Source organism: Pseudenhygromyxa sp. WMMC2535 (genome assembly GCF_011083025.2).
In genome coordinates, this window is the sequence record NZ_JABJWV010000001.1 from 3,534,138 (window position 1) to 3,559,255 (window position 25,118).

A 25,118-nucleotide genomic window follows, 5' to 3' on the forward strand; every position below is an offset into this window, starting at 1 on the left:
GCGTAGCCCGAGGGATCGCCGTCGGCGGGCGGCGATGATCCTGATGCTGCTGATGATCTTGCTGTTGGCGATCTGCGGAGAGGCCTGAGCCTCGCGAGGGGTATAACTGCGCGCAGAGACCCACCCATGTGTGACGACACGACCGAGGCTGAGAACGAAGTCTATCTCCAGCGGCAGGGGCTGCGTCGCCGCGAGCTCGCCCTCGGGGCAGGAGCGGCGGCCGCGGTGCTCTTGGCCGGCTGCAAGCGAGACTCGGCGGCGGCCTCGACCACCGAGCCCTCCCCGGAGGCCGGGTCTGCGGAGCCACAGGCGAGCGTGGAGGCGAGCGCGGAGGCGAGCGCGGCCGTGGCGGTCGAGGGGCGGATGGTCAGCGTCGAGATGGCCGAGGGCAGCGCCGAGGCTTACTTCGTCGCCCCGACCAGCGGCCGGCACCCCGGGGTGTTGATCTGGCCGGACATCGCCGGGCTCCGCCAGTCTTTCATGGACATGGCGACGCGCCTGGCCGAGGCCGGTTACGCCGTGCTGGCCGTCAACCAGTACTACCGCTCGTCCAAGCTGCCCGTGCTCGAGAGCTTCTCCGAGTGGCGGACCGAGGAGGGCAAGGCGAAGATCGCCCCGATGATCGAGGCGCTGTCCGCCGAGGGGATCGCCAGCGACGGCGCGGCCTTCGTGGCCTGGCTCGACCAGCAGGCGCAGGTCGACACCGGGCGGAAGATCGGGACGACGGGCTACTGCATGGGCGGACCCTTCACCTTCCGCACGGCCGCCGCGCGGGCGGATCGCGTGGGCGCGATCGGATCCTTTCACGGCGGCGGGCTCGTCACCCAAGAGGCCGACAGCCCGCACCAGCTGATCCCCGAGATGCGCGCGGCGCTGCTGATCTGCGTGGCCGAGAACGACGACGAGCGGGATCCAGAGGCCAAGACGACCCTGCACCAGGCCGCCGAGGTCGCGGGGCGGACCGCCGAGATCGAGGTCTACCCGGCCCAGCACGGGTGGTGCGTCACGGACTCGCCCGTCTACGACGAGGTCCAGGCCGAGCGGGCGTGGGCGCGGCTGCTGGCCACCTTCGAAGCCGAGCTCTAGGAGCCTCAGTGACGGAGCTCGGGAGCATCTTCGAGGCGGCCCAAGCCGAGCTTGGGCAGGAGGACGAGGCCGCTGGTGGCGTGGATCTACGGGTCAGCATCGAGGTCCCGCGCGCGGCCCTCGGCCACGGCGTGCGCGTGCGCGTGCCCCAGCGCCTGGCGGGCGGGGGAGACCTCGTCGAGCGGGTGATCGACGCGGCGGATCCCGAGCGCGTGATCGTGCATCTGCCCGAGCAGCTGCCCGCGGGGGCCGTGCTCCGGCTCCGCGGTCAGGGGGCCAGCGCGGCGCCAGGGGGACCGGCGGGGGATCTCTTCTTGGCCGTGACCTTGGTCGATCGTCCGCTCGAGGGTGACGAGCTGATCCCCAACGAGGCGGCCCTCGCCGCGCGCGAGGGCGCGGACCTGGATCGAGTCGGAGGGCGCGACGTGACCTGGCTGGTGCTCATGGCTCTCGCCCTCGTCGCCGCCATCGTGTTGTTGGTGCTGTTTTCCTAGGAGTCCGTGGTGGGACCCAGCGCGGCCCGCCTCTCTCGCACAGATCGCGCGCGGCTGGCTCGGGCGCTCAGGTGCACAAGCCCGCGCCAAAGCCGGGCAGGGGCGAGCACACGCCGCTCTCGCAGTCCTCGCCCGTCGAGCAAGGCGTGCCAAAGGCGCCGCTGCTGCACACCCCGACCGTGGCCTGGTCGAAGTAGACGCAGCTCCAGTCGCTCGGGCAGTTGCTCGTGCTCTCGCACAGGTTGACCAGGCAGATCGCGTCCTTCTCGGGGAGGTAGCCGTTGTTGCACACGGCCCCGATCGAGCCGACCGGGCACGAGCCGTCGGCACCACAGGCGGGCATCTCGTAGCAGACGCCGAGCTCGGGGTCGTCCTCGCTCTCGAGGCAGACCGCGTTGGAGGGGCAGCCGTCGTCGAGGTAGTCGTCGAGGTTGCAGCCGGCGTCCTCGGGCTCGGGGGCGGCGGAGCAGTAGCCGTTGACGCACAGCTGCGAGCTCGCGCACTCGCTGTCGCTCGTGCAGGTCGGGACCTCGCTGTCGTGACAGAGCATGTCCGTGTCCGTCGCGCAGTACTGGCCCTCGGCGCAGTCGCCCGCGCTCAGGCAGCCGATGGCGCACAGCCCGTTGAAGCAAAATTGTCCGTCGGGGCAGGGGTTGCTGGAGCTGCACGGCGAGTAGCCGCCTTCGTCTCCGCCCTCGCTGGCGTCGTCGCCGGCTTCGTCGTCTGCGCTGGTCTCGTCTTCGCCGCCCTCGCTGCCGAGGCTCGCGCTGCAGCCGAGCACGGAGAACAGGCACACACTCAAGGTCATGGGGATGATTCGTCGCATGGGGGTCCTTGCTTGTCAGGCGGTGGGTCGCCGGACGAGCGCGGATCCGTTGGCGAGGCTCAATCTTTTTTTTCCGTGCCGCAGTCCGCATCGACCGCGGCGAGATGGATCGACGACGGCCAGCGCGTGGCGAAGCGCTCGGCGGCCTCGCGTCCAGCCTCGATCCGAGCGCCGCCCGTCTGGCACAGCGCGCGGGCCTTCGCGGCCGCGCGCTCTTCGATGAACTGCCCCTCGGGGAAGTCGCGCTCGTGCTCGGCGACGAGGCTGCGCGCGCGCGTTAAATCTCCTCGCTTGAGCGCAGTCGATAGCGCCTGCATGAGGGCGAGCTCATCGGCGAGGGTCTTGGCCGGCGCAGCGGAGGTCGCCTCCGTGTTCGCCGACCGCGACGCGTCGCTGGTCGCCCCCCGGGGCTTCGCGTTCGCGGGCTTGGAGCGCTGGGCCTCGTCGGTGCCGGCGTCGAGGTCAGCGCCGGCGTTCGCATCAGCTTCAGCGCCGGGCTCGGGGCGCGTGGGCTCGGCGGCGCCCTGGTTGGCGAAGAGGTCCTCGCCAGGGGTCGGCGGCGCCGCGCGGGGAGCCTCGGGCTCCGCGCTCGCTGGTGTGGACGCCGACACGTCGACCAGGGCGGGCACGCCTGTGTCCTCGGCGGGAGCGGAGCGCCGCGAGGACGCGACCCAGCCGAGCCCGGTGACGACGCCCACGAGGGTGAGCACGCCGAGGAGCTTGAGGGCCTTCGTGCCCCTGGCTGGGGCGTGGAGCAGGGGCGCGTCGTCGAGCTCGGGCGGCTGCGCGCCGCTGTCGAGTCGAGCCTCGAGCTGATCCCAGATCTGCGCGCGGACCTGCGCCGGGGGCCCTGTCGCCTCGCGCTCGGCTCGCTCGAGTTGGTCGAGGAGTTGTCGTGGCGTCGTCACGTCTCGCGCTTCCCTCCTGCGCGCGTCTCGTCGCGCAAATACTCGTCAGCGGCCGCCCGCAGCTCTCGACGGGCTGCACGAAGTCGCGTGTAGATGGTGTTGACGTTGACCTCGAGGCCAGCGGCGACCTCGACCGCGGTCATGCCCTCCAGCTCGATCAGCACGTAGACCGCGCGCTTGCCCTCGTCAAGCTCGTCGAGCAGGCGCATGAGCAGGCGCTGGGCGTCGGACTGGGCGAGGGAGTCGTCCTTGGCCTGCGGCTCCCGGGCGAGGGCCTCGAGCTTTCGTCGCTGGCGCCAGGTGGTTCGCCTGCGGGTCCGCGCCACTCGCATGGCGATGCCGAACAGCCAGGTGCGCAGGGAGGAGCGGGCCTCGAAGGCGTCGAGGCGGCGGGCGACGACCAAGAAGACGTCTTGGGTCGCATCGTCGAGGGCGTGCTCGGGGACACCGAGGCGCCGGAGGCTGCGCCACACGAACTCGAATTCGTCGCGGTAGACATCTGCGAGGTGGTGCGCTGGGGCGCTGCGCTGTGCGGTGCTCGGCACGGGGGGGTCTGAGTGAGTGGCCGGCTTCGCGGAGATCCGTTGCGGTCTCGGGCGCGGCCGACAAAAAACCTCGCCAGCTCTCAGATTCGGGCCTCCACGGCCAGGAGCGCCCGAAACCCGAGCAGCGCGGGCCGCCAGATCTCACCGAAGCCCTCGGCTTCGAAGCGCGGCCGCGCCAGGGGCAGGAAGGGCTCCGCGCGCAGACCGAGGGCGAGGTTGGTGAGCGGCCGCCAGGCGATCCCGGGGGAGAGGTCGAGGGCCAGCCAGGGGATCGCGCCCTCGTCGACCAGCTGAAAGCCCACGCCGCGGCCGAACTGCGCCCCGCCCTCGAGGCCAGCGCAGAGCGGGAACTCGAGCTTGGCGGGGTCGTGGCGGAGCAGCAGGCAGCCGCGGGCGGCCGCGAAGGCCATGCTGAGATCTGCGCCGAGCTCGGCGGCGTCGTCGAAGCGAGAGCGCCGCTCGAAGGCGTAGTGGAGGTCGAGCTCGAAGCGCGCCCGCGGCCAGACCATGCCGAAGCCGAGGCGGACGAGGGGGCCGACGCCGGGGAGGGCCCCGAGGGATACGCCGCCGCCGCCGCCGAGGGCGAAGTCGAAGCGCCGCCGCGGCCGAAGCGGGGGCGGAGGCGCAGCCGGCTGGGGCCGAGCCGCGGGCTCGGGCTCGGGCTCGGGCTCGGGCTCGGGTTCGGGCTCGGGTTGTGGGTCGGGTTCGGGTTCGGGCTCGGGCGCCGGGGGGAGCTCGCTCGCGTCGAGCTCCTGGGCGCGCTCGGCCTGAGACAGGGGGCTGGCCGTGGCGCGCTCGAGGGCCGAGGGATCGATGGCCATGGCGGCGAGCAGCGCGGCGGCGTCGGCGAGGACGCCACAGTCTTCGCCCACCATGGAGCGCTGGCGCGTGGCCTCGTCGGTGATCGTCCACAGCCGCAGATCCCACTGGCCGTCGAGCTCGCGCCGGACCCTGGCGATGGCCGTGAGCCGGCGCTGGCCGTGGGCGTCGAGGGGCTCGCCGAGCAGGCGCTCGACCTCGGCGAGGACCTCGTCTTCACCGGGGCAGCCCTCGCTGGGGGCGTCCCAGCGAAACTCGAGGGCGGCCTGGGTCGGCGGCTCTGCGCGCGCCCGATCGGGCCGACCGAGGAGCGCGGCGAGGCCAGCGAGGCCAGCGAGGACCCAGCGGTGGGCCCGGAGCCGGAGCGGTCGCGGCACGGGGGGGAGCATCGTTAGTCCGGCCAGAGGGCGCAAGCGGTGGGCCCTTCCTCTCCTGTCCGCGTGGCGCAGGGCGCTCGCTGGGATCGCGCACATGCGCCCTCGGCTCCCCGCGCCCGAGGAGGGAAGGGAGGGAAGGCGTGGCGACGCGCGGAAGGGGGCGTGGGTTGGGACCCTCGCAGAGTCGCCTTGCTCGTGGCACGATGACCGCGTGATCGCGTCTTCGGCCTTGATCTTGCTCTCGAGCCTCGCGCCCTCGTTTGGCGTCGCGGCGCCGGCCGACGCGGTGTCGGTCGAGGCACCTCAGCCCACGGATGGCTACACCGACGAGCAGGCCGTGGCCGACATCGAGGTCGTCCTCGTCGATCGCGGCAAGGCTTACCTCGAGGCCCGCGCGCGCCTCGAGGAGCACCCCGAGGCCGCGGCGCGCGGCGTGCTCGCGCGCCTCGAGGCCGTCCCCGCCCCGGGCCCGGATCAGCGCGATCGCCTGCTCAACGTGCTCGCCTCCCTCGAGGGCGCCGACCACGTCGAGATGTTCGCCGCGCAGCTGCGCGCGGCGATGATCCACAAGCGGCCCACGGCGCTTTGGTTTCAGCTCCTGCGCCGCCAGGGCGAGGCCGCGGCCGCGGCCTTGATCCCCCTCGTCGGCGACCGCGAGCTGAGCAACGCCCAGCGCGGCGAGCTGCTGGATCTGCTCGTCGAGCTCACCGCCCGCGAGGCGCTCGGCGAGCTCATGGCCATGGTCGGGCAGGGCTCCGCGGAGCTCCAAGATCGCCTGCGCCGGGCCGTGATCCGCCGGGCGCGGCTGCTGCCCGAGGACAGCCAGGCGCTCGCCGCTGGCATCGACGCGGGCCTCGACGAGCCGGAGGTCGGGGAGGCCCGGCTCGCGCAATTGCTGATCTTGCGCGCGGCCTGCTGCGCCGTCGACGAGGCCTTTGGCGCGCGCCTCGAAGGTTTCGCCGCCGACGCGGCCGCGCCCTTTCAGGTCCGGGTCGCGGCCATCGACGGCCTCGGTCGCCTCGGCCTGGGCGCGGACGTGCTCGCCTCGCTCGCGCGCGAGCAGGCGGGCGAGGCCCTCGCGGGCTCCCAGGCCGCCGAGGTGCTGTTGAGCCTGGCCGTCGAGGCGCTGCCCGGGGAGCGGGCCGGCGAGCTGGCGGCGGAGCTCGAGCTGATCGACGCCGACGCGCCGCGCCTGGCGGCGATCGGCTACCGCCACGCGGCGCTCGCCGCCGACCTGAGCTGGCTCGAGCCCAGCCAGGTCCACGCCTGGCCGGAGGTCCGCATGGCGGCCCTCGATCGCGTGGCCGAGGCCCAGGCGGGCTGCGATCGAACCGTGACCCGGCGCCTGGCAGAGATCGCAGGTCCAGTCAGCGAGCGCGGGGACGAGGACGTGCGCGTCGGTCGTGCGGCGGTCTCGGCCCTGGGTCGCTGCGGGGGGCCGGAGGCCGTGGCCGCGCTGCGCGAGCTGATCGAAGACGGCGGCGTGGACCTCAGCCAGCGCGCAGAGGCGGGGCGCCAGCTGATCGCCCACGATCCCGAGGGCCCCGACTTCGTGGCCGAGCTGCTGCTCTCCGGGGCCTACCCCGACCTGGACCGCAGCTTCGCCGACGCCCTGGGCAAGAGCCCCGCCGCCACGCCGCAGATCCGCGAGGCCCTGTGCCGCACGGCCGAGGCCAACCCCATGGTCGCCTCGACGGCCCACGACAGCTTCACGGCGCTCTTCCCCGGCGAGTCCTGCGAGCCCTGAGCGGCGGGCTCACGCGCGCTCGGCCCGGGCCTTGATCCCGCGCAGCTGCCGGGCGGCCATGAAGCGGTGGCCGGCGGCGGCGATGGGTCGCAGCAAGGCGGGCGGGCAGCGAGCCAGGGCAGCGTAGAGGCGCTCGACGGGCTGGAGCCCCGCTCGCCAGGGAGAGGGCTGCTCGCCGAGCCCCGCGAGGGTCGCCCGGACGAGCAGACGCGTGCCCTCGGGGCAGGGCCGGAGCACGAAGGCCCAGGTCACCCGGGGCGGCCGCTCGCCCTTTGGATCTTCGGGGACCACGAGCAGGAGCTCGCGCGGTGGTCGGACGACCTCGACCACGAAGGCGTCGCGCGCCCCGGGCAGCGCGGGCATCACGTCGCCGGGGGCGAGCTGCTGGAGCGCGGGGAGGAGCGTCGCCGCGCTCGCCTGGCCGCCGTTGTCGACGATGTCCCAGCTGTACCAACCACCACGCCCCGCGCCCATCTGCGCGAGCCACGGCCAGACTTGCTCGGGCGCCGCCGCGATGGTGATCGCGTGGGTCAAGCTGGCCAGAGGATCAATGACGCGTCCGTCGCCGAGTAGCGGCTCGGTGGCCTCTGTTGTCGTTGGACCGATGGCGCTCACGTTCATGACGGTTTTGCCGTTTGCGCTCAGCATGTCTACACCAAAATGGAAAACCGTGCTTGGGGGATAAATGCGCCTGGAACGATGTTCATAAAGAGATGGCGCAGGGTGTCGGAGCGCTAGTGTTATCTTGGGAATTGCGCTCACGATCAATTTTATTCGTACATTAAAACTAAAATGTTCATCCATCCGCTGGGGACACGAGGCACAGGGGAGTCGCAAGAACCCACCAGGAGTTCAAAGATGATCATGCGACGTCAATATGGGATTCAGTACGCGCTCGTAGTCCTGGGCCTCGGGGCCCTGGCCTGCACGAACAGCGGCGGCAGCGAGGACAGCGAGAGCAACGAAGGTGGCGCGGAGGCCAGCGACACGGGCGGCGACTCGGCCGAGGGGGGCTCCGCGGGGACGAGCGCGGGTGAAACGACCGAGGGCGGAACCACGGAGGGCGAGACCACGGAGGGCGAGACCACCGACAGCGGGACAACCGACAGCGGGACCACCGACAGCGGGACCACCGACAGCGGCACGACCGAGGGCGAGAGCGGCGAGGAGAGCTCGGGAGAGGGCACGACCGAGGGCTCGGGCACGGACGGCGAGGACACGCAGGGCGAGAGCACCGACGGCGGCTCGGTCAACGAGCTCGGCGCGGACGCCTGCTCGGGCTACGCGACGCGCTACTGGGACTGCTGCAAGGCCCACTGCGGCTGGGAGGGCAACGTCAACGCGGCGACCGAGCCGCTGTCGAGCTGCAACCAGGCCAACGTCAGCCTGGGCACGGACTACAACGTGGTGAGCGCCTGCTCGAGCCCGGGGCCGAGCGCCGCCCACACCTGCTTCAACATGGCCCCCTGGGCCGTCAGCGACACGCTGGCCTACGGCTTCGCGGCCGTGCCCGCGACCGGGGACATCTGCGGGCGCTGCTACCAGCTCGAGTTCGACGGCACCGGGCACTACAGCGCCAACGATGTCGGCTCGGCCGCCCTGGCCGGCAAGACGATGATCGTCCAGGCCACGAACATTGGCTACGACGTCGGCGGCGGGCAGTTCGACATCCTCACCCCCGGCGGCGGGGTGGGGGCCTTCGACGCCTGCAGCAGCCAGTGGGGCGTGGACTCGAGCGAGCTCGGGGCGGTCTACGGCGGGTTCATGACCGCCTGCCAGGAGCAGTACGGCTACGACGACCACGACCTGCTGACCAGCTGCGTGCTCGATCGTTGCACGGCCGTGTTCAACGACGCGGGCATGGAGGACCTGCTCGCCGGCTGCCAGTGGTACGCCGGCTGGTACGAGACCGCCGACAACCCCAACTTGAAGTACCAGGAGGTCGAGTGCCCGCAGGCGCTGATCGACCTCTCGGGCATCGACCGCGGGCCGCTCGACGACGTCCAGTCGTGCTCGGGCGGCGGGGGCGGCTCGGACTGCTCGCAAGAGGAGATGGACAATTGCGACTGCGCGTGGACCAACGGCGGGAGCAGCTGCGGCGAGGACGACGGGAGCTGCTGCTGGACGGCCTGCTGCGGATAGTGCGCGACGCCGACATCGGCTGTGGCGAGCGCGCTCGCTTCAGCTGATGTCGGCGGAGAGCCGGGCGCCGCACGCGGCCAGGCCGGCGGCGATCGACGAGAGCTCGTCGCCGTGGCCCAGCTTGTCCGCACCAAAGCGCGCCGCGAACTCCCGGCGCACGCAGGGCACGAAGGCCGTCCCGCCGGTCATGAACACGCGATCGATGGCCGCGGGGGTCAGGCCGATCTTGGCGAGGGTCTGGTCGAGGCAGGCGACCATGGCGGCGACGTCCTCGGCGATCCAGCCCTCGAAGTCCGCCCGGCTGACCTCGCGGGCGACCTCGAAGCCGTCGTGCTCGAAGCGAAACTGGGCGAGCTCGCCGCGCGAGAGGGCGATCTTGGTCGCCTCCACGGACTTGTGCAGGTGAAAGCCCTGGTTGTCCTCGATGATCATCATCAGGGCCTCGATGGCCTCGGGCTCGTCGGCGAGCTTGTGCAGGCGCTCGAGGTCCTGGCGCGTGCGCTCGGTCCTGAGGAAGGACAGCTGATGCCAGCGCGAGAGCTTGTGGTAGTAGGAGGGCGGGATGGCGAGGGCCTTGCCGAACTCGCGGTAGCGGCTGCCCTTGCCCAGGGCCGGGGCGACGACGTGCTGGATCAGCGCCGCGTCGAGGTTGTCTCCGGCCACGCCCACGCCGCCCGTGGCCAGGACGTCCGCGGCGCGCGAGTCGAGGCCGGCGGCGCCGCGTCGGCTCGGGCCGATGTGCATCACGCAAAAGTCCGTGGTCCCTGCGCCGAAGTCGGCGATCATCGCGAGCTCGTCTTTGTCGAGCTTGGTCTCGTAGTGGTAGGCGGCGGCGATGGGCTCGAGCTCGACGTGGATCTCCTCGATGCCGGCGGCCTCCGCCGCGGCGCGCAGCCGGGCCTCGGCGTGGGCGTTCGCGGCCTCGCCCTCGGCGCCTGCGAAGCACACCGGGCGCCCGAACACGGCCCGGGTCAGCGGCGCGCCCAGGCTCGCCTCGCCCCGCTCGCGCAGGCGCTCGAGGAACAGGCGCAGCAAGGCGTCGAGGTCGAGGGCGTGGGGGCCGACGCGGGTGCGCCCCAGGCTGGTCGAGCTCAGGTGGGTCTTGAACGACTGGATCAGCCGACCCTCACCGAAGGCCTCGAGGTAGGCCTCGATGCCCTCGGGCCCGGCGCTGTAGTGCACCGGCTGGCGCGGGCGCTGCTCCTCGAGGTCGAAGAAGAGCAGGCTGCGGAAGCTCGAGGTCGAGTCGCCGAGCAGCGCGTGGGTGGCGAAGCGCGTCGGCCCGTCCCCGCCGGCGAGGGCGACGACGCTGTTCGAGGTGCCAAAGTCGATGCCTGCGATGCCTGGTTGCGCGCCCATGCGAGGGGGTCGGGATAGCCCCTGCGTGGGGGGAGCGCAACGCGTGGCGCCGCGGTGGGAAGAGGGGGCGCTCGGAGACGGGCTTCGAGTTTTGGTGAGCCATGGGCCCAGGTGTCATAACGTGCTCGTTCTCATGCGACTGCTCCTCACTGGCTCTTCGGGTTGGCTCGGTCGCTTCCTCGCCCCGGTGGCGATGGCGGCCGGGCACGAGGTCGTCGGCCTCGACGTCGCGCCGGGCCGCCACACGACGCAGCTTGGCTCCGTCGCGGACAGGGGCCTGCTCGAGCGGCTCTTTCGTGACGAGCGCCCGGAGGCGGTCATCCACTGCGGGGCGCTGCACAAGCCCGACATCGCTCGCTTCGACGAACAGACCTTCGTCGCGGTCAACGTGCTCGGCGGCCGAGCAACATCTACGGAGAGACCAAGCTGGCGGCGGAGCAGGCCTGCCGCGAGGTCCACGAGGCGAGCGGCATGGGGGTCGTCGTCTTGCGGACCAGCGAGGTGGCGGCGCTCGAGGCCGACGCCCGCGCCGTGATCCTCGCCCACTTCCCCGAGGCCGAGGGGCTCTACGCCAAGGCCGGCTGGGTGCTGCCGGCGAGCATCGGCAGGGTCTACGACAGCGGCCGGATCCAGCGTGAATTGGGCTTCGCCTTCGAGACTGACTTTGGCTCGCTGCTCCGGGCGCTCGAGGCGGGCTCGACCCTGCCCTTCGTGCACGACCCGTCCTATGTCTCACCGGTGACCTCGGTGGGCGAATCGCTCAGCGGCGGGTCGCCGAAAACGAGGTGAGGGAAACGCGCGTCTCGTGATAGTGTCGCACCATGACACGCGGGATCCCAACCTCGATCGGCCTGCTCAGCCTCAGCGTGGCGAGCGTCGGCTGCAGCGACGCGCACAAGTTCGCCAGCACCGCCGAGAAGGTCTGCAAGGAGCAGTGCGAGTGCCCCGAGGCGCTCGAGGACTGGAACGAGGTCAAGTACTGCAAGCAGGCCTGTGAGGGCTACGCGACCTCGCTCGAGGCGTGGATCGCCGACAGTGACCCCGAGGAGCCCTGCGCCGAGTTCGACGACCTGCTCGGTGACCTGCGCGGCTGCACCGAGAGCAGCTGCGGGGACGCGCGGGACATATGCCTGGCCACGGTCTACACCCAGCTCTACAGCTGCTGGGAGTTCTTCAGTGACGGCTACTACTACACGCCCTACGGCGAGATGGCGGCCGAGGGGATCACGCCGGGGGAGATCGTTCGGCATATGCTCGAGCCGATCCCCGAGGGCCTGGGCGGGCAGACGCTCTACGCCGCCGACTGAGCCCGAGGGCTCTCGGCCGTGCGCATGAAAAACCCCACCGAGGCGCGGTGGCCTCGGCGGGGTGCTCTCTCTCCCGGATTGAACGAAGCGCTGGGATGCCCAGCTCAGCTCAGCGGCATGGCCTCCGTCGTGGGCTCGGCCGTGGGCAGGCCGACCTGAGACTGCTCGGGGGCGGCCTCGTCCTCGAGGGCCGCGGCGAGCACCTGGCCCATGTCCTCGGCGACGATGAACTCCATCTGCGAGCGGACCTCCTCGGGGACCTCGTCGATGTCGCGCTCGTTGCGGTGGGGCAGGATCACCCGGTGGATGCCCGCCCGGTGGGCGGCGAGGACTTTGGCCTTGATGCCGCCCACGGGCAGCACGCGGCCGCGGAGGGTGCACTCGCCGGTCATCGCCGTGTCGTTGCGGACGCGCCGGCCGGTGAGCAGCGAGGTCAGGGCCGTGAAGATCGTGACCCCGGCGGATGGCCCGTCCTTGGGCACGGCGCCCGCGGGCACGTGGATGTGGATGTCGAGGGTGTCGAGGAAGTTGGGCTCGACGCCCAGCTGCTTGGCGTTGCTGCGCACGTAGGTGAGCGCGGCGCGGGCCGACTCCTTCATCACGTCGCCGAGCTGACCGGTGATCTGCAGCGCGCCCTTGCCCGGCATGCGCGAGGTCTCGATGAACAAGATGTCGCCGCCGACGGGGGTCCAGGCCAGGCCCGTGGCCACGCCGGGGACCGCCGTGCGCTCGGCGACCTCGTTGAAGAAGCGGCGCTTGCCCAGGTACTCGTCGAGGTCCTCGGGGCCGACGCGGATCGGCTCGGGGAGCTCGTCTTGCTTGCGCCGCGCGACCTGGAGGGCGACGTGGCGGGCGAGCTTGCCGAGCTCGCGGCCGAGCTGGCGGACGCCGGCCTCGCGGGTGTAGTCGGTGATCATGTGGCGCAGGGCGTTGTCGTCGAGCTCGAGGGCGTCGGGGCCCAGGGCGTTCTCGTCGAGCTTGCGCGGGATCAGGTGACCGCGGGCGATCTTCAGCTTCTCCTCGGGGGTGTAGCCGTTGATCTCGACGATCTCGAGGCGGTCGCGCAGGGGCGCGGACATCCGGCTGAGGTCGTTGGCCGTGACCACGAACATGACCTCGGACATGTCGAAGGGCAGCTCGAGGTAGTGGTCCGTGAAGCTGTTGTTCTGCTCGGGGTCGAGGAGCTCGAGCAGCGCGGCCTCGGGCGAGCCGCCAAAGTGCTGGGACAGCTTGTCGACCTCGTCGAGGAGCATCACCGGGTTCTTGACCCCGGCCTTGCGGATCGCGTTGATGATCCGCCCCGGGATCGCGCCGATGTAGGTGCGCCGGTGGCCGCGGACCTCGGCCTCGTCACGCACGCCGCCCAGGGCGATGCGCACGAAGGGGCGGTTGGTGGCCTCGGCGATCGAGCGACCGAGCGAGGTCTTGCCGACCCCGGGCGGGCCCGCGAGGCACAAGATCGTGCCCTTGCTGCCGCCGCTGAGCTTGAGCACGGCCATGTGCTCGAGGATGCGCTGCTTGACCTCCTCGAGGCCGAAGTGATCGGCGTCGAGCTGTTCCGAGACCGCGTCGAGGTCGTCGACGACCTCGGCGCGGGTATCCCAGGGCAGCTCGGACAGGGTCTCGAGGTAGGTGCGCGCGACGTTGAACTCGGGGTGCGCGGGGTTGAGCTTGGCGAGGCGCTTGAGCTCGCGGGCGACGACCTTCTCGACCTCCTCGGGCAGGCTCATCTCGGCGAAGCGGGCCTCGAGCCGGCCGAGCTCGTCGCTGGCGTCCTCGTCGTCGCCGAGCTCGCTCTGGATCGCCTTCATGCGCTCGCGCAGGATGTGCTCGCGCTGCTGCTTGCCGAGGCGCTTGCGGACCTCTTCGTCGATCTTCTGGCGGATCTCGTGGACCTCGCGGGCCTCGTTGACCAGGCGGGCGACCAGGCGCAGGCGCTCGACGACGTCGAGGGTCATGAGGATCTCGGCCTCGGCGTGGCGCTCGAGCGGCATCTGAGCGCCGATGGCGTCGGCCAGGCGGCTCGGGCTCATGCCCTTGGCCGCGACCTCGACCAGGCTGCCGCCGGCCTCACCGGCGAGCTCGCGGACGTGCTCGCGCAGGGACTCGGCGAGGATCTTGGCCTCGGTGTCGTCGGCGTTGACGTCGGGGGCCTCGCTGGCGACGACGCGCAGGTGCGGGTCGTGCTGGCGCAGCTCCTCGAAGTGCACGCGCTCGAGGGTCTCGACGACCAGGCGCGCGCTGCCGTCGTTGCCCCGCCCGATGCGGTGGACCTTGGCGAGCACACCCACGGGGTAGAGGTCGGCCAGGGTCGGGGTCTCGGTCTCGGGCTCTCGCTGCGAGGCGACGGCGATGATGTCGCCCGCGTTCACGGCGTCGACCAGGGCCAGCGAGCGCTTGCGCCCGACGGGGAGGGTCGACACGGCGCCGGGGAAGAGCACGCCCCGGCGCAGGGGAAGGAGCGGATACTCGATGCTTGGCTTGGTGGTCATTCGATATCTCCAATGGCCTGGGTGGCGGCCAGGGGCCGCGTCCTCCGCGACCACCTCGACAAGCTAAGCCGGTGATCGAAGCGGTCAAGCGAGGTGGTCTAGGGCCATCCTCCCCACTTGGGGTGCTCGCTGCGCAGGCCAAGGGCGCCCCGACTCGCCGCGCTGGACAACCGCCAGTCAATGGTGGGCGCGCGGGGATCGAATGACCGCTCGATTGCGAATGATCAGAGTCGGGCTATTCGCAGATTTCCACGGGGTGCTGCGCGCCGCCAGCGAGGACGAGGCGCTCGCCGAGCGCGCGATAGCTGACGCTGATCTCGCCGGGCATCTGGATCACGCGCCCGCGAACCCGGACCACGCGGCCGGCCTCGAGCACCCACTCGCGCCAGCGAAAGCCCTTGTGAAAGAGCACGCCCTGGGCGCTGGCGCGGTCGATGATCAGCCGCTGGACCGCGCGCGGGAGCGGGTCGAAGGGACCGCCGCGGCCGCGCGTTTCGCCGGCCTCGAGGGCGACTGGAGAATTCGCGGCGCACACGGTGATCCGCCCGCTCGCGTCCTCGAGCTCGAAGTCGATGAAGTTGGACAGGCGGACGATTGTCTGCCAGCCGTGCACGCCGCTCTCTTGCTCGATGACCACGCGCCAGCCGATGCCCTCGCGGCCCGAGATCGGCGCGGTGGTGGTGGCGGTGACGTGCACGGGGACGAGCGCGCGCCCGCGGACCTCGGCCCAGCCCGGGCGCAGCTCGGCGATGGCGCGAAAGGAACGAGCCTTGCGCCGGCGCAGGTGAACCGCGCCCGCCCCGAGCAGCGCGGCGGCGACAGTCAGCGCGATGGCGGGGGCGAGGAGCATGATGGCGAGCGGCGGCTTGCCGGCCGCAGTGAGGGGGCTTTGCGAAAGCCCCCTCGAAACCAGCCACGAGCCGAAAGGCGAGCGTTTGGGGTGAACGGAGGGCGGCTTGCCGGCCGCAGTGAGGGGGCTTTGCGAAAGCCCCCTCGAAACCAGCCACGAGCCGAAAGGCGAGCGTTTGGGGTGAACGGAGGGCGGCTTGCCGGCCGCAGTGAGGGGGCTTTGCGAAAGCCCCCTCATGGAATCAGTCCAAAAAGAAGTCGGGCGCGAGCTCGAAGTTGGGATCGATGGCGTAGCGCGAGAAGTCCTCGACCCCAGCCTCGCGCAGGATCTCGTCGTCGATGAAGAAGTTGCCCGTGCAGGACTTGGCGTCGCGGGTCAGGACCTCGTAGGCCGCGTCGGACATGATGTCGACGGTGCGCGAGCGCTTCATCATCGCGTCGCCGCCGATCATGTTGATGGCCGCGGTCGCGATCGCGGTCCGCGGCCACAGGGCGTTGACGCCCACGCCCTTCGCGCGAAATTCCTCGGCCATGCCGAGCACGCACATGCTCATGCCGTACTTGGCCATGGTGTAGGCGACGTGGTCCTTGAACCACCGCGGGTTGAGGTTGAGGGGCGGCGAGATGTTGAGGATGTGCGGGTTTTCGGCCTTCAGCAGCTGGGGCAGGCAGGCCTGGGAGCACAAGAAGGTGCCGCGGGCGTTGACCTGGTTCATCAGGTCGTAGCGCTTCATCGGCGTGTGCAAGGTGCCGGTGAGCATGATCGCGCTGGCGTTGTTGACCAGGATGTCGAGGCCGCCGAAGGTCTCGACGGCCTTGGCCACGGCGGCCTGGACCTGCTCCTCGCTGCGCACGTCGACGATCACCGGCAGGGCCTCGCCGCCGGCCTTCTCGATCTCCTCGGCGGCGGTGTAGATCGTGCCCTCGAGCTTGGGGTGGGGCTCGGCGGTCTTGGCCGCGATCACGATCTTGGCGCCGTCTCGAGCCGCGCGCAGGGCGATGGCCTTGCCGATGCCTCGGCTGGCGCCAGTGATGAACAGGGTCTTGTCTGCGAGGGTCGCCATAACCCAGCCGGTTTAGCAGGGCGACTGCGCCCACTCCAGCCCTCACGGCGGGGGATCCTCGGCGCGGCGCATCGCCAGGCCGCAGGCTGCTCGCAGCCGTGAAAGCGGCGAATTTACGCGTTGGCGGTCGCGGCGCTTGCGAGGCGGATCGCGGCGGGCCAAAGTCTGGCGGCCTTGACCGCCGCGCTGCACCGTACGGGCGTCTTGCTCGTCAACCTCGGCACCCCCGACGCCCCCGAGCCCGGGCCGGTCCGCCGCTACCTACGAGAATTTCTCTCGGACCCCCGGGTCATCGACATCAACCCCGTGGGTCGATGGCTGCTGCTCGAGCTGATCATCTTGCCCACGCGCCCTCGCAAGAGCGCCGCGGCCTACAGGCAGATCTGGACGGCCGAGGGCTCGCCGCTGCTGGTCCACGGTCGAGCCCTGCGCGCGGCCGTGGCCGAGCGCTTCCCCGAGCACCCGGTGGCGCTGGCGATGCGCTACGGCTCGCCCTCGATCCGCGCCGGGCTCGAGTCGCTGCGCGCCGAGGGCTGCGATCGCGTGGTCGTCTTGCCCCTCTATCCGCACTACGCCTCGAGCTCGACGGGCTCGACCATCGAGAAGGTCTACGCCGAGGCCGGGCGGCTGTGGAACACGCCCTACATCACGGTGCTCCCGGCCTTCTACGATCACCCGGCCTTCATCGACGCCTTCGCGGCGGTCAGCCGCCCGACCCTCGCCGAGCTCGAGCCCGACCACGTGCTCTTCTCTTTTCACGGGGTGCCCGAGCGCCAGGTCCTGCGCAGCGCGGACCCGACGATCTGCCTGGCCAGCGCGGGCTGCTGTGAACGCCTGAGCGCAGGCAACCGCAACTGCTACCGGGCGCAGTGCTACGAGACGGCGCGGCTGCTGGCGGCGGCCCTGGGCCTCGGCGAGGGCGAGGGCGAAGACCAGGCCGAGGGGCCGTCGTGGTCGGTGAGCTTTCAGTCTCGCCTCGGTCGCACGCCGTGGATCAAGCCCTACACCGACGAGCAGCTCGGCGAGCTCGCCCGCCGCGGTCGCGAGCGCGTCGCCGTGCTCTGCCCGGCCTTTGTCGCCGACTGCCTCGAGACCATCGAGGAGATCGGCATGCGAGCGCGCGAGGACTACTCGGCCCACGGCAAGCAGCTGCGTCTGGTGCCCTCGCTCAACGCTCATCCAGCGTGGGTGGACGCCGTCGAGCTGCTGATCCGCGAGGGTCTGGGTACGCCGAAACAGCTGCCCAGCGCCTGATGGCAGCCGCACGCAAGTGCTCGGCCTGCGGGAGGGTTTTGGTGCGCACGCTTGTCCGGCGTTTCAACTCCTGAAACGCGAAACGGGGGCATTGCAGTCTACTTGCACGGCTCCCGGCAAAGTTGGCGCGCTTTGATGCGCGTTGAACGGCCATCCTTGGCCGCATCGGCCGAGAGCGACTCGCGCATCGCAGCTGGAACGCGACTTGCTCAGGGCCTCAATGAGCACACGCGACATGAACTCTCCCTCCACCCCGTCTTCACTTGGATCGCCAGGCGCACTCGAGCGCATCGAGGCCAAGCTCGATCGCATCGAGTCGAAGCTCGCCCGGCTAGATCCTCTCCTCGAACTCTACGAGACCCACGGTCCCGGGCTGGTCGCCATGGCGGGCGACACCTTCGACGAGCTCGCCCGCGACATCGGTGACCTCGACGAGCGCATCAAGGCCGCCTTGAAGCTCGTCGAGCGCATGACTCGAACCGAGACCCTGGCTCAGCTCAACACCTTGCTCGAGATCGTCGAGACCGCCCCGGGGCTGGTTGCGATGGCGGGCGACACCTTCGACGAGCTCGCCCGCAGCGCCGCCGAGCGCGGCCTCGAGCTCGATCGAGTGCTCCCCGAGATCGGCCTGTTCCTCGAGGCGATGATGCGGCTGATCAGCAACCACCAGTTCCAGCAGATCCAGGAGCTGCTGCAGTCGGACCTGCTCTTGCCGGGCGCCCTCGATGCCCTCGGTCAGGCCGCGCGCGCCATGGCCCACGCCCGCCGGGCGCCGGAGCTGCGCCCCGGTCTGTTCGGCGTGCTCGCGGCCATGCGCGAGCCCGAGGTCCAGCGAACCCTCGGCTTCGCCCTCGACGTCGCCCGCCGCTTTGGCGCCAACGTCGAAGACCTCGCCCTTCCACCCGCCGAAGACTGACCCGACTCGGCCAACAAGCCCCACTCGAGCCTCTCAGGCCCCAAAAGGAATTCCCCATGAGCAAGAAATTCGAAGTCGTGATCGTCGGTGGTGGAACCGCCGGACTCAGCGTCGCCGCCCGCCTGCGCAACGCCCCCAACCCGCCCGAGGTCGCCATCATCGAGCCCTCGGACAAGCACTACTACCAGCCGCTGTGGACCCTGGTCGGCGCGGGCGTGTTCCCCAGGGAGATCACCGAGCGCGAGGAGGCCGACTACATCCCCGCGGGCGCGACCTGGATCCGCGACGCGGTCGCCAGCTTCGACCCCGAGCAAAACGCCCTGACCACCAAAAAGGGCGAGGTCATCCAGTACGACTATCTGGTTGTCGCCGCTGGCATCCAGCTCAACTGGGACAAGATCGACGGCCTGAAGGAGGCCCTGGGCAAGAACGGGGTGTGCAGCAACTACTCCTACGCCACCGTCGAGAGCACCTGGGAGACGATCCGCGGGTTCAAGGGCGGCAAGGCCCTGTTCACCTTCCCGGCCACGCCGATCAAGTGCGCCGGCGCCCCGCAGAAGATCATGTACCTGGCCGAGCACGCCTTTCGTCGCCAGGGCGTGCGCGCGGACTCGGAGCTGGTCTACTGCTGCGCCGGTCCGCGGATCTTTGGTGTCGCCAAGTACCGCGACGCGCTCGAGAAGGTCGTCGCCGACCGCGACATCAAGACCGCCTTCCGCCACAACCTCGAGGCGATCCGCGCGGACAAGAAGCAGGCCGTGTTCCGTGACCTCGACAAGGACGAGCAGGTGGTCATGGACTACGAGATGATCCACGTGACCCCGCCCCAGGGCGCGCCGGCCTTCATCGCGCAGAGCAAGCTGGCCAGCGAGGCCGGCTGGGTCGAGGTCGACAAGCACAGCTTGCAGCACGTGCGCTACAAGAACGTGTTCTCCCTCGGCGACTGCTCGAGCTTGCCCTGCTCGAAGACGGGGGCGGCGATCCGCAAGCAGTCCCCGGTCATGGTTCAAAACCTGCTCGCGGTGCGGGCCCACAAGGCCGCCAACGCCTCCTACGACGGCTACGCCTCGTGCCCGCTGATCACCGGCTACGGGACCTGCATCCTCGCCGAGTTCAACTACGACGGGGAGCCCACGGAGACCTTCGACTTCAACCAGGCCGAGGAGCGGTACAGCATGTACGCGCTCAAGGCCTACGCGCTGCCGAAGATCTACTGGCACGGCATGCTCCGCGGGCGCATGTAGAACAAATCGAGCAAGCGGGGCGCCCGCCGCCCCGCGCTAGTCGGCAGCCCGCGCCGAGACCCCGCGGCGCGTTCGTGGCCGTGGTGAGTTTCACTGCGGGCTGCTACGCTTGAGCTGCCCATGAGCGTGGCCACCCGACGCCCTCGGCTGCTCGACGGAAATCCGCCAGAGCTACTGGTCTACGACGAGGACACGAGCTGTCCCTACCTCGAGGGCCGCTCGGCGCGGCTGCCCATGCGCCTCCCGACCCGGCCGCTGACGCCGGCGGAGTTCAGCCAGCGCCTGCGCGTGGGAGATCGCCGCCAGGGGCTGGTGCTCTATCGCCCGGCCTGTCCGGCGTGCACAGCCTGCGAGGCCATCCGCCTCGACCTGCACGGCTTTCGGCCCAACAAGACCCAGCGCCGGGTCCACCGTCGCGGCCGCAAGCTCTTCCGGGTCGAGATCGGGCGCCCGCGCCTCGATAGCACCCGGGTCGAGCTCTACAACCGCCACAAGATCGGCCGCGAGCTCATGGGCGAGGGCGACCCCATCGACGAGACCGGCTACGGCGCGTTCTTGGTCGACTCGTGCACCGAGAGCTTCGAGATGCGCTACTTCCTGCGCGAGGGGGTCGAAGACGGGGAGGAGCGGCTCGTGGGCGTGGCCGTGATCGACCAGGCCAGCGACGCGCTCTCGGCGGTCTACACCTATTTCGATCCGGACGTCGGTCACCTCAGCCCCGGGGTGTTCTCGATCCTCGAGCAGCTCGAGCTGTGCCGCAGCCGAGGGCTGCGCTGGCTCTACCTCGGGCTCTACGTCGCCAACTGCCCCTCGATGGCCTACAAGGCCCGCTATGTGCCGCACGAGCGCCTGCTCGACGGGCGCTGGGTGGTCTTCGATCGCAACGAGCACGGCCTGGTCGTGCCGCTGACCTGAGAGTCTGAGCGAGGCCAGCACAAAGCCGCGCGAGGGCGTCCCGTGGACGGCCTGCTCGCGCGGCTTGGGCTCATGGTTCGGGCTGGGCGCCCGGGCTCACTGGTTGGGGCGCGCGCCGCCGTTGGGCTTGGCGCCACCTTTGTTGTGCGGGGGAGGCGGGGGACGGTCGGAGCCCTTCTTGACCACGACGGTGGCCTTCTTGCGGTAGGTCTCCTCGGCGGTCTGGATGACCTCTTGCTTCTGGGACGAGCTGAGGGCGTCCTCGGTGTAGACGGTGAGCACGCGGCCCGAGCTGCTCGAGACGACGCCGACCTTCTCGACGTCGTAGCCCTTGGCCTCGACGGCGCGCTGGACCTTGATGAGCCCCCCGCAGCCGGTCAACCCGAGCATGCAGGTCGCGGACAGGAGCACCGTGGCGATGGACTTGTTCATGGTCGAAAAGGTGGCACAGGGGGCGCGGGTTGCCCAGCCCCCGGGCGTCGCTCAGACCGAGATTTGACCTGACCGTCGCGCGCTGGCGCGCCCACGGAGCCCTGATTCGCAGCCTGAGGGCGGCTGGGCGCGTGGGTGGCGGGGCTCACAAATGCTTGGTGATCGCCTTGTAAAAGCTGGCGCCGTGCTTGTCGATGAAGCGCTCGTGGGTGGGCTTGGTCGCGCGGGCGAGGGCCTCGAGCTCGCCTCGAGTCGGGTCGTAGATCGCGACACCGGCGGCGCCGAAGCTGTCGAGCATGGGCTTTTCGAGGTCGCGGACGAGCTTGCGGCCGCGGGCCGACTCGGACTCGTCTTGGGCCTCGCCGACCAGGGCCGCGCGCAGGGGGTCGGGCAGGCCTCGCCAGGTGTCGAGGTGCATGAGGGCGAGGGCGGGCTGGTAGCTGTGCCGCGTGAGGGTGAGGTGCGTGACGACCTGATACCAGGACGAGGCGAAGGTCTGCAGCAAGGTGCCGTCGAAGCCGTCGACGACGCTGGCTCGCAGGGCGGTCTTGACCTCGCCGGCGGGCAGCGCCTGGGGGGAGGCGCCCAGGGCACGCCAGGTGTCGAGGTGGACCTCGTCGGGGAGCGAGCACATCTTCTTGGCCGCGAGGTCGGGGGCGGCCTTGACGAAGCCGAAGTTGGCGCCGATCGAGCGCTGCCCAGCTTCGGTCATGAAGAGCATGGCCAGGCCGAGCTTCTCGAGCTTCTTGTCGAGGGTCTTGGCGAGGTGCTTGTCGAGGACCTCGTCGGCGACCTCGAGGTTGGGGAAGAGGTAGGGGAGCTCGAGGGCGGCGAGCTCGGGGATGATGCTCGACAGGGTCGAGGTGGTCCCGAGCCACATGTGGATGCCGCCCTTGCGGCAGCGGCTGAGGGTGGCGGAGTCGTCGCCGAGCACGGCGCCGGCGTAGATCTTGAGCTTGGCCCGGCCCTCGCCCAGGGCGAGGACGCGCTGCTGGATGCTCTCGAGCTGCGTGGCCCAGGGCGTCCCCTGGGGCGCCGCGGTCGCGACCTTCAAGGTCAGCGGTTTGGCCTTGGACTTGGCTTTGGGCTTGGGCTCTCGCCAGGCCTGGGCCTGGGAGGGCGCGGCCAGCCAGGCGGTGGCCGCGGCGGCGCCGACCAGGAAGCGGCGTCGCGCGGTGTCAGCGAGCGCGTGGTGATTCTTCGTCGTCATGGGCCCTCCGCGAGCGTCAGCTTGCACTTCGTTGTGGACGCGCGCGCCTGACTAGAACCACTTTTCTCGTTCCTTCTTTTTGAGCAGCTCCTGCGCCTTGATCTTCTCGACGTTGAACTCGGGCTGGAGCTCGGGCGGCGCGGTGCCGAGGTCGGCGTCGAGGACCTCCTGAAGCAGGCGGTCGAAGAGCGCCTCGTCGCCGAGCTTGACGGCGAGGTTCTCGGCCATGAGCACCTTGGTGCCAATGAAGTGAGGGGCGATCTCGAGGGAGGCCTCGTAGTGCTGCCTGGACTTGTCGAGGTCGCCGTCGGTGAACTCGGGGGCGACGGCGTAGTAGGCCCCAAAGTAGCGGTCCGGCCCGCCGTGGTAGTAGCTCGGATCGAGGGCCATGATGTGGGTCATGGTCGCCTGGATGTTGTCGCGCTGGCGGACCAACACGCCGTAACCACGGGCGCGGGCCCACTTGCCGAGGGCGGAGGCGTACCAGTACATCGCCGGCAGGCCTTCGGCGCCGACGAGGACGATCGCCTCGTGAAATTTCGCGCCGGCGGTCATCTCGGTCGCAAACTCGGGGGACACGGCCATCAGCGCCCGCTCGCCCCACCACACGCCGCGGTCGAGGTGATCGAGATAGTCGGCCGCGTTGTCGCGCAGGTAGGCGTCGGCCAGGAAGTAGTGGGCGCGGGTGAGCATCGCCAGGGCCTCGGCGTTCTCCGAGGTGGTCGCGAGCTCGGGACAGCGCTCGGCGGGGGCGGTGGCGCCCGGGGTGCAGCCGAGGCCAACTTCCCAGGCGGCGATGACGGCCTGGGTCTGCTCGCTGCCCTGGCCGCGGGTCGACCACAGCGAGAGATCCACGACCCCCGGCTGCGCCCTGACGCCGCGGCTACCCGGGCCCGAAGCGGGCGGCCGCGAGCCTTCGCGGGGTGGTCGCTCCTCCCAGGCCGCGGTTCGACCCTTGCAGCCGCAGACCACGGCCAGGGTCACGCTCAGGGCGAGCAGGCCAGGGCGCGGTCGGGCGCGTGGGGCTTCGCGGTGGGTCATGGGCGAGCGATCGGACGTGAAGCCGAGGGGGGATCTTCTCACGACCCGCCAAAGCCGGTCCAGCAGACCCGCGTAAAGCGGCGAGTTTCGGGGCGGCGCCAGGTGTCGGACCCGCGGGCTTTCGGCTCGGCTCGGCTGCCGGCATGCTTCGCGGGTGGCGAGCACGGGTGAGCGCGAGCGTGAGCGCAAAGAGGTCGATCAGCGGTGGCTGGCGCTGTGGGCGATCACGGCGGCCTTCACCGCCTATTTTTGTATGTACGCCTTTCGCAAGCCCTTCGCCGCGGCGCGCTTCGAAGGCGAGGTCCTCAGCCTCGCGGGCCTCGAGGTCCAGCTCAAGATCGCCTTCGTGATCAGCCAGGTGATCGGCTACGCGCTGTCGAAGTTCATCGGCATCCGCGTGGTCAGCGAGGCGCCGCGCCACCGCCGGGCGCTGCTCTTGCTCGGCCTGGTCGGCGTCGCCGAGCTCGCGCTGGTCGGCTTTGGCCTGCTGCCGCCGGCGGGGCAGGTGGTTGCGATGTTCTGCAACGGCCTGCCCCTGGGCGCGGTCTGGGGCCTGGTGTTCGCCTTCCTCGAGGGCCGGCGGACCACCGAGCTGCTCGGCGCGGGGCTGTCGACCTCGTACATCGTGGCCAGCGGGATCGTGAAGAGCGTCGGCCTGGCGCTGATGGACGCGGGCGTCCCCGAGGTCTGGATGCCCGCGCTGACCGGGGCGATCTTCTCGCCGGCCTTCGTGATCGCGGTCATCGCTCTGGCCAAGCTGCCGCCGCCGAGCCGCGAGGACATCGCGGCCCGGACCGAGCGCGAGCCGATGAGCGGCTCGCAGCGCCGGGGCTTCTTTCGTCGCTTCGCCCCGGGCCTGCTCGCGCTGACTTTTCTCTACGTGTTCCTGACGGCCTACCGCGACTTTCGGGACAACTTCGCCGCCGAGATCTTCGACGAGCTCGGGGTCCTCGACGCCTCGGTGTTCGCGACCACCGAGACCTGGGTCGCCGCCTGCGTGCTCGCGCTGCTCGCCGCGATGTTCCTGATCCGCGACAACCGGCGGGCGCTGCTGGGGATCCACGCGCTGATGGCCGCGGGCGTGGTGTTGATCGCGGCCGCGACCTTGGCCCAGAGCCTGGGGCTGATCGGCGGGGTCACGTGGATGATCCTCAACGGCGTGGGCATGTACCTGGCCTACGTGCCCTATGGCTGCGTGCTCTTCGACCGGCTGATCGCCGCGACCGGCGTGGTCGCGACCTCGGTGTTCATGATCTACGTGACCGACGCCTTTGGCTATGTGGGCTCGGTGCTGGTCTTGCTGTTCAAGAATTTTGGCCAGGCGGAGCTCAGCTGGCTCGAGTTCTTCCGCGGGTTCTCGTGGGCCACGGCGATCGTCGGGGCGCTGGGCTTCCTGATCAGCGGGCTGTACTTCTCTCGCGTGACCAAGGGGGCGCGTAACCCCACGAGCGGGGACCAGGCTGGGGATAGGGCCTGAGGCGGATTCGAGAACGTGACCACGGACACGCCTGATTGATGGCACGCGCGCGCAAGCCTTGCGTCCGTGCAGTCTTGCGCGCGGCGCTCGGGCTGGCATGGTTGCGCCCCGAGATTCAGCCATGAAGCGCAACGAACCCGTCTCCAAGATCATGACCACCGATATCCAGACCGTGCACACGGGGCAGAAGCTCAGTGAGGTCCGGAAGATGCTGGCGGACAACCCCTACCACCACGTCCCGGTGGTCAGCGGCAAGCAGCTCATCGGCATGATCAGCGCGACGGACATGATCAAGCTCAGCCTGGCGATCTACGGCGTCGACGAGCGGGCCGTGGACGCGATGCTCGACAGCCAGCACACCATCGAGTCGGTCATGACCAACGAGCTGACCACGATCGCGGCCAAGGACACCGTGCGCGACGCGGCCGAGCTGCTGTCCAAGGGCACCTTCCACTCGCTGCCGGTCGTCGACGGGGACGCGCTCGTCGGCCTGGTGACCAGCACCGACGTCATCAAGTACCTGCTCGACCAGTACTGAGCCGAGCGTCGCTCAGTACTGAGCCGAGCGTCGCTCAGTACTGAGCCGAGCGTCGCTCGAGGCGAGCCCCCGCCAG

At 70.5% G+C, this 25,118-nt stretch carries 24 protein-coding genes and 1 pseudogene; 13 read left to right on the plus strand and 12 right to left on the minus strand.

The features are described 5' to 3' along the window. The first annotated feature begins 126 nt into the window (after positions 1-126). Both G6O69_RS13805 and G6O69_RS13810 read left to right on the plus strand, forming a co-directional pair. Positions 127-1,086: a dienelactone hydrolase family protein gene (locus tag G6O69_RS13805; protein WP_172303967.1), complete on the plus strand. Its 960-nt coding sequence runs from the start codon at positions 127-129 to the stop codon at positions 1,084-1,086. A gap of 8 nt (positions 1,087-1,094) precedes the next feature. Beyond that, a complete protein-coding gene (locus tag G6O69_RS13810; RefSeq protein WP_172303968.1) occupies positions 1,095-1,580 on the plus strand; it encodes a hypothetical protein in 486 nt (161 codons plus the stop codon). A 67-nt stretch (positions 1,581-1,647) separates the two neighbouring features. Here the strand turns inward: G6O69_RS13810 and G6O69_RS13815 are convergent, their stop codons facing one another. The 4 genes from G6O69_RS13815 to G6O69_RS13830 form a co-directional block, all read right to left on the minus strand. Continuing rightward, entirely contained in the window at positions 1,648-2,406 is a 759-nt protein-coding gene (locus G6O69_RS13815; protein ID WP_172303969.1) for a Dickkopf N-terminal cysteine-rich domain-containing protein, read from the minus strand. Between the two features lie 59 nt (positions 2,407-2,465). Further along, positions 2,466-3,314, minus strand: a complete 849-nt coding sequence (locus tag G6O69_RS13820; RefSeq protein WP_172303970.1) for a hypothetical protein — start codon at positions 3,312-3,314, stop codon at positions 2,466-2,468. Beyond that, entirely contained in the window at positions 3,311-3,859 is a 549-nt protein-coding gene (locus G6O69_RS13825) for a sigma-70 family RNA polymerase sigma factor (protein ID WP_172303971.1), read from the minus strand. The genes G6O69_RS13820 and G6O69_RS13825 overlap by 4 nt, the downstream gene beginning before the upstream one ends. An 80-nt stretch (positions 3,860-3,939) precedes the next feature. After that, positions 3,940-5,055 carry a hypothetical protein gene (locus G6O69_RS13830; RefSeq protein ID WP_172301252.1) on the minus strand — a complete coding sequence of 372 codons (1,116 nt, stop codon included), beginning with the start codon at positions 5,053-5,055 and terminating at the stop codon, positions 3,940-3,942. A 211-nt stretch (positions 5,056-5,266) separates the two neighbouring features. Between G6O69_RS13830 and G6O69_RS42110 the strand changes: the two genes are divergently transcribed. Then, complete coding sequence (locus G6O69_RS42110; protein WP_172303972.1) at positions 5,267-6,802, plus strand: hypothetical protein; 1,536 nt, start codon at positions 5,267-5,269, stop codon at positions 6,800-6,802. Positions 6,803-6,811: 9 nt separating this feature from the next. On the opposite strand, the gene G6O69_RS13840 is transcribed toward G6O69_RS42110, so the two are convergent. After that, the gene (locus tag G6O69_RS13840) at positions 6,812-7,423 is read right to left on the minus strand and encodes a hypothetical protein (protein ID WP_172303973.1); all 612 of its coding nucleotides are present in this window, start codon (positions 7,421-7,423) and stop codon (positions 6,812-6,814) included. Positions 7,424-7,660: 237 nt separating this feature from the next. Between G6O69_RS13840 and G6O69_RS13845 the strand changes: the two genes are divergently transcribed. Then, positions 7,661-8,944, plus strand: coding sequence for a hypothetical protein (locus tag G6O69_RS13845; RefSeq protein ID WP_217909829.1), 1,284 nt, complete (start codon positions 7,661-7,663; stop codon positions 8,942-8,944). A gap of 39 nt (positions 8,945-8,983) precedes the next feature. Here G6O69_RS13845 and G6O69_RS13850 read toward each other — a convergent pair whose 3' ends face one another. After that, positions 8,984-10,303, minus strand: a complete 1,320-nt coding sequence (locus tag G6O69_RS13850; RefSeq protein WP_172303974.1) for an Hsp70 family protein — start codon at positions 10,301-10,303, stop codon at positions 8,984-8,986. A 193-nt stretch (positions 10,304-10,496) separates the two neighbouring features. On the opposite strand from G6O69_RS13850, the pseudogene G6O69_RS42115 reads away from it, so the two are divergent. From G6O69_RS42115 to G6O69_RS13860, 3 genes and pseudogenes are all read left to right on the plus strand, one after another. Continuing rightward, positions 10,497-10,753, plus strand: a pseudogene (locus G6O69_RS42115) (NAD-dependent epimerase/dehydratase family protein); the annotation flags it as partial. 51 nt (positions 10,754-10,804) lie between these two features. Then, a complete protein-coding gene (locus G6O69_RS39385) occupies positions 10,805-11,092 on the plus strand; it encodes a hypothetical protein (protein ID WP_217909831.1) in 288 nt (95 codons plus the stop codon). A 32-nt stretch (positions 11,093-11,124) separates the two neighbouring features. Then, complete coding sequence (locus tag G6O69_RS13860) at positions 11,125-11,610, plus strand: hypothetical protein (RefSeq protein ID WP_172303975.1); 486 nt, start codon at positions 11,125-11,127, stop codon at positions 11,608-11,610. Between the two features lie 104 nt (positions 11,611-11,714). Here the strand turns inward: G6O69_RS13860 and lon are convergent, their stop codons facing one another. The 3 genes from lon to G6O69_RS13875 form a co-directional block, all read right to left on the minus strand. Beyond that, entirely contained in the window at positions 11,715-14,102 is a 2,388-nt protein-coding gene (gene lon / locus G6O69_RS13865; RefSeq protein WP_172303976.1) for an endopeptidase La, read from the minus strand. 235 nt (positions 14,103-14,337) lie between these two features. Next, a complete protein-coding gene (locus G6O69_RS13870; RefSeq protein WP_172303977.1) occupies positions 14,338-14,952 on the minus strand; it encodes a hypothetical protein in 615 nt (204 codons plus the stop codon). Between the two features lie 241 nt (positions 14,953-15,193). Continuing rightward, positions 15,194-16,015 carry an NAD(P)-dependent oxidoreductase gene (locus G6O69_RS13875; RefSeq protein WP_172303978.1) on the minus strand — a complete coding sequence of 274 codons (822 nt, stop codon included), beginning with the start codon at positions 16,013-16,015 and terminating at the stop codon, positions 15,194-15,196. Between the two features lie 174 nt (positions 16,016-16,189). On the opposite strand from G6O69_RS13875, the gene hemH reads away from it, so the two are divergent. The 4 genes from hemH to G6O69_RS13895 all read left to right on the plus strand — a co-directional run bounded on the left by hemH (position 16,190) and on the right by G6O69_RS13895 (position 20,344). Further along, positions 16,190-17,269 (plus strand): ferrochelatase, encoded by a 1,080-nt coding sequence (gene hemH, locus G6O69_RS13880; protein WP_172303979.1) that lies wholly within the window; start codon positions 16,190-16,192, stop codon positions 17,267-17,269. Positions 17,270-17,504: 235 nt separating this feature from the next. After that, complete coding sequence (locus G6O69_RS13885) at positions 17,505-18,185, plus strand: DUF1641 domain-containing protein (protein WP_172303980.1); 681 nt, start codon at positions 17,505-17,507, stop codon at positions 18,183-18,185. Between the two features lie 56 nt (positions 18,186-18,241). Beyond that, positions 18,242-19,429 carry an FAD/NAD(P)-binding oxidoreductase gene (locus G6O69_RS13890; RefSeq protein ID WP_172303981.1) on the plus strand — a complete coding sequence of 396 codons (1,188 nt, stop codon included), beginning with the start codon at positions 18,242-18,244 and terminating at the stop codon, positions 19,427-19,429. 120 nt (positions 19,430-19,549) lie between these two features. Continuing rightward, positions 19,550-20,344 carry an arginyltransferase gene (locus G6O69_RS13895; RefSeq protein WP_172303982.1) on the plus strand — a complete coding sequence of 265 codons (795 nt, stop codon included), beginning with the start codon at positions 19,550-19,552 and terminating at the stop codon, positions 20,342-20,344. A gap of 96 nt (positions 20,345-20,440) precedes the next feature. On the opposite strand, the gene G6O69_RS13900 is transcribed toward G6O69_RS13895, so the two are convergent. The 3 genes from G6O69_RS13900 to G6O69_RS13910 form a co-directional block, all read right to left on the minus strand. Continuing rightward, positions 20,441-20,776, minus strand: coding sequence for a hypothetical protein (locus tag G6O69_RS13900; RefSeq protein ID WP_172303983.1), 336 nt, complete (start codon positions 20,774-20,776; stop codon positions 20,441-20,443). Positions 20,777-20,921: 145 nt separating this feature from the next. Beyond that, entirely contained in the window at positions 20,922-21,986 is a 1,065-nt protein-coding gene (locus G6O69_RS13905) for a TRAP transporter substrate-binding protein (protein ID WP_172303984.1), read from the minus strand. 51 nt (positions 21,987-22,037) lie between these two features. Further along, positions 22,038-23,027, minus strand: a complete 990-nt coding sequence (locus G6O69_RS13910) for a TRAP transporter TatT component family protein (protein WP_172303985.1) — start codon at positions 23,025-23,027, stop codon at positions 22,038-22,040. Positions 23,028-23,181: 154 nt separating this feature from the next. Between G6O69_RS13910 and G6O69_RS13915 the strand changes: the two genes are divergently transcribed. Together G6O69_RS13915 and G6O69_RS13920 are read left to right on the plus strand one after the other, a co-directional pair. Further along, positions 23,182-24,504, plus strand: a complete 1,323-nt coding sequence (locus tag G6O69_RS13915) for a DUF5690 family protein (RefSeq protein ID WP_346017039.1) — start codon at positions 23,182-23,184, stop codon at positions 24,502-24,504. Positions 24,505-24,625: 121 nt separating this feature from the next. Next, on the plus strand, positions 24,626-25,042 hold the full coding sequence (locus tag G6O69_RS13920) for a CBS domain-containing protein (protein WP_172303986.1): 417 nt from the start codon (positions 24,626-24,628) through the stop codon (positions 25,040-25,042). The last annotated feature ends 76 nt before the right edge of the window (positions 25,043-25,118 follow it).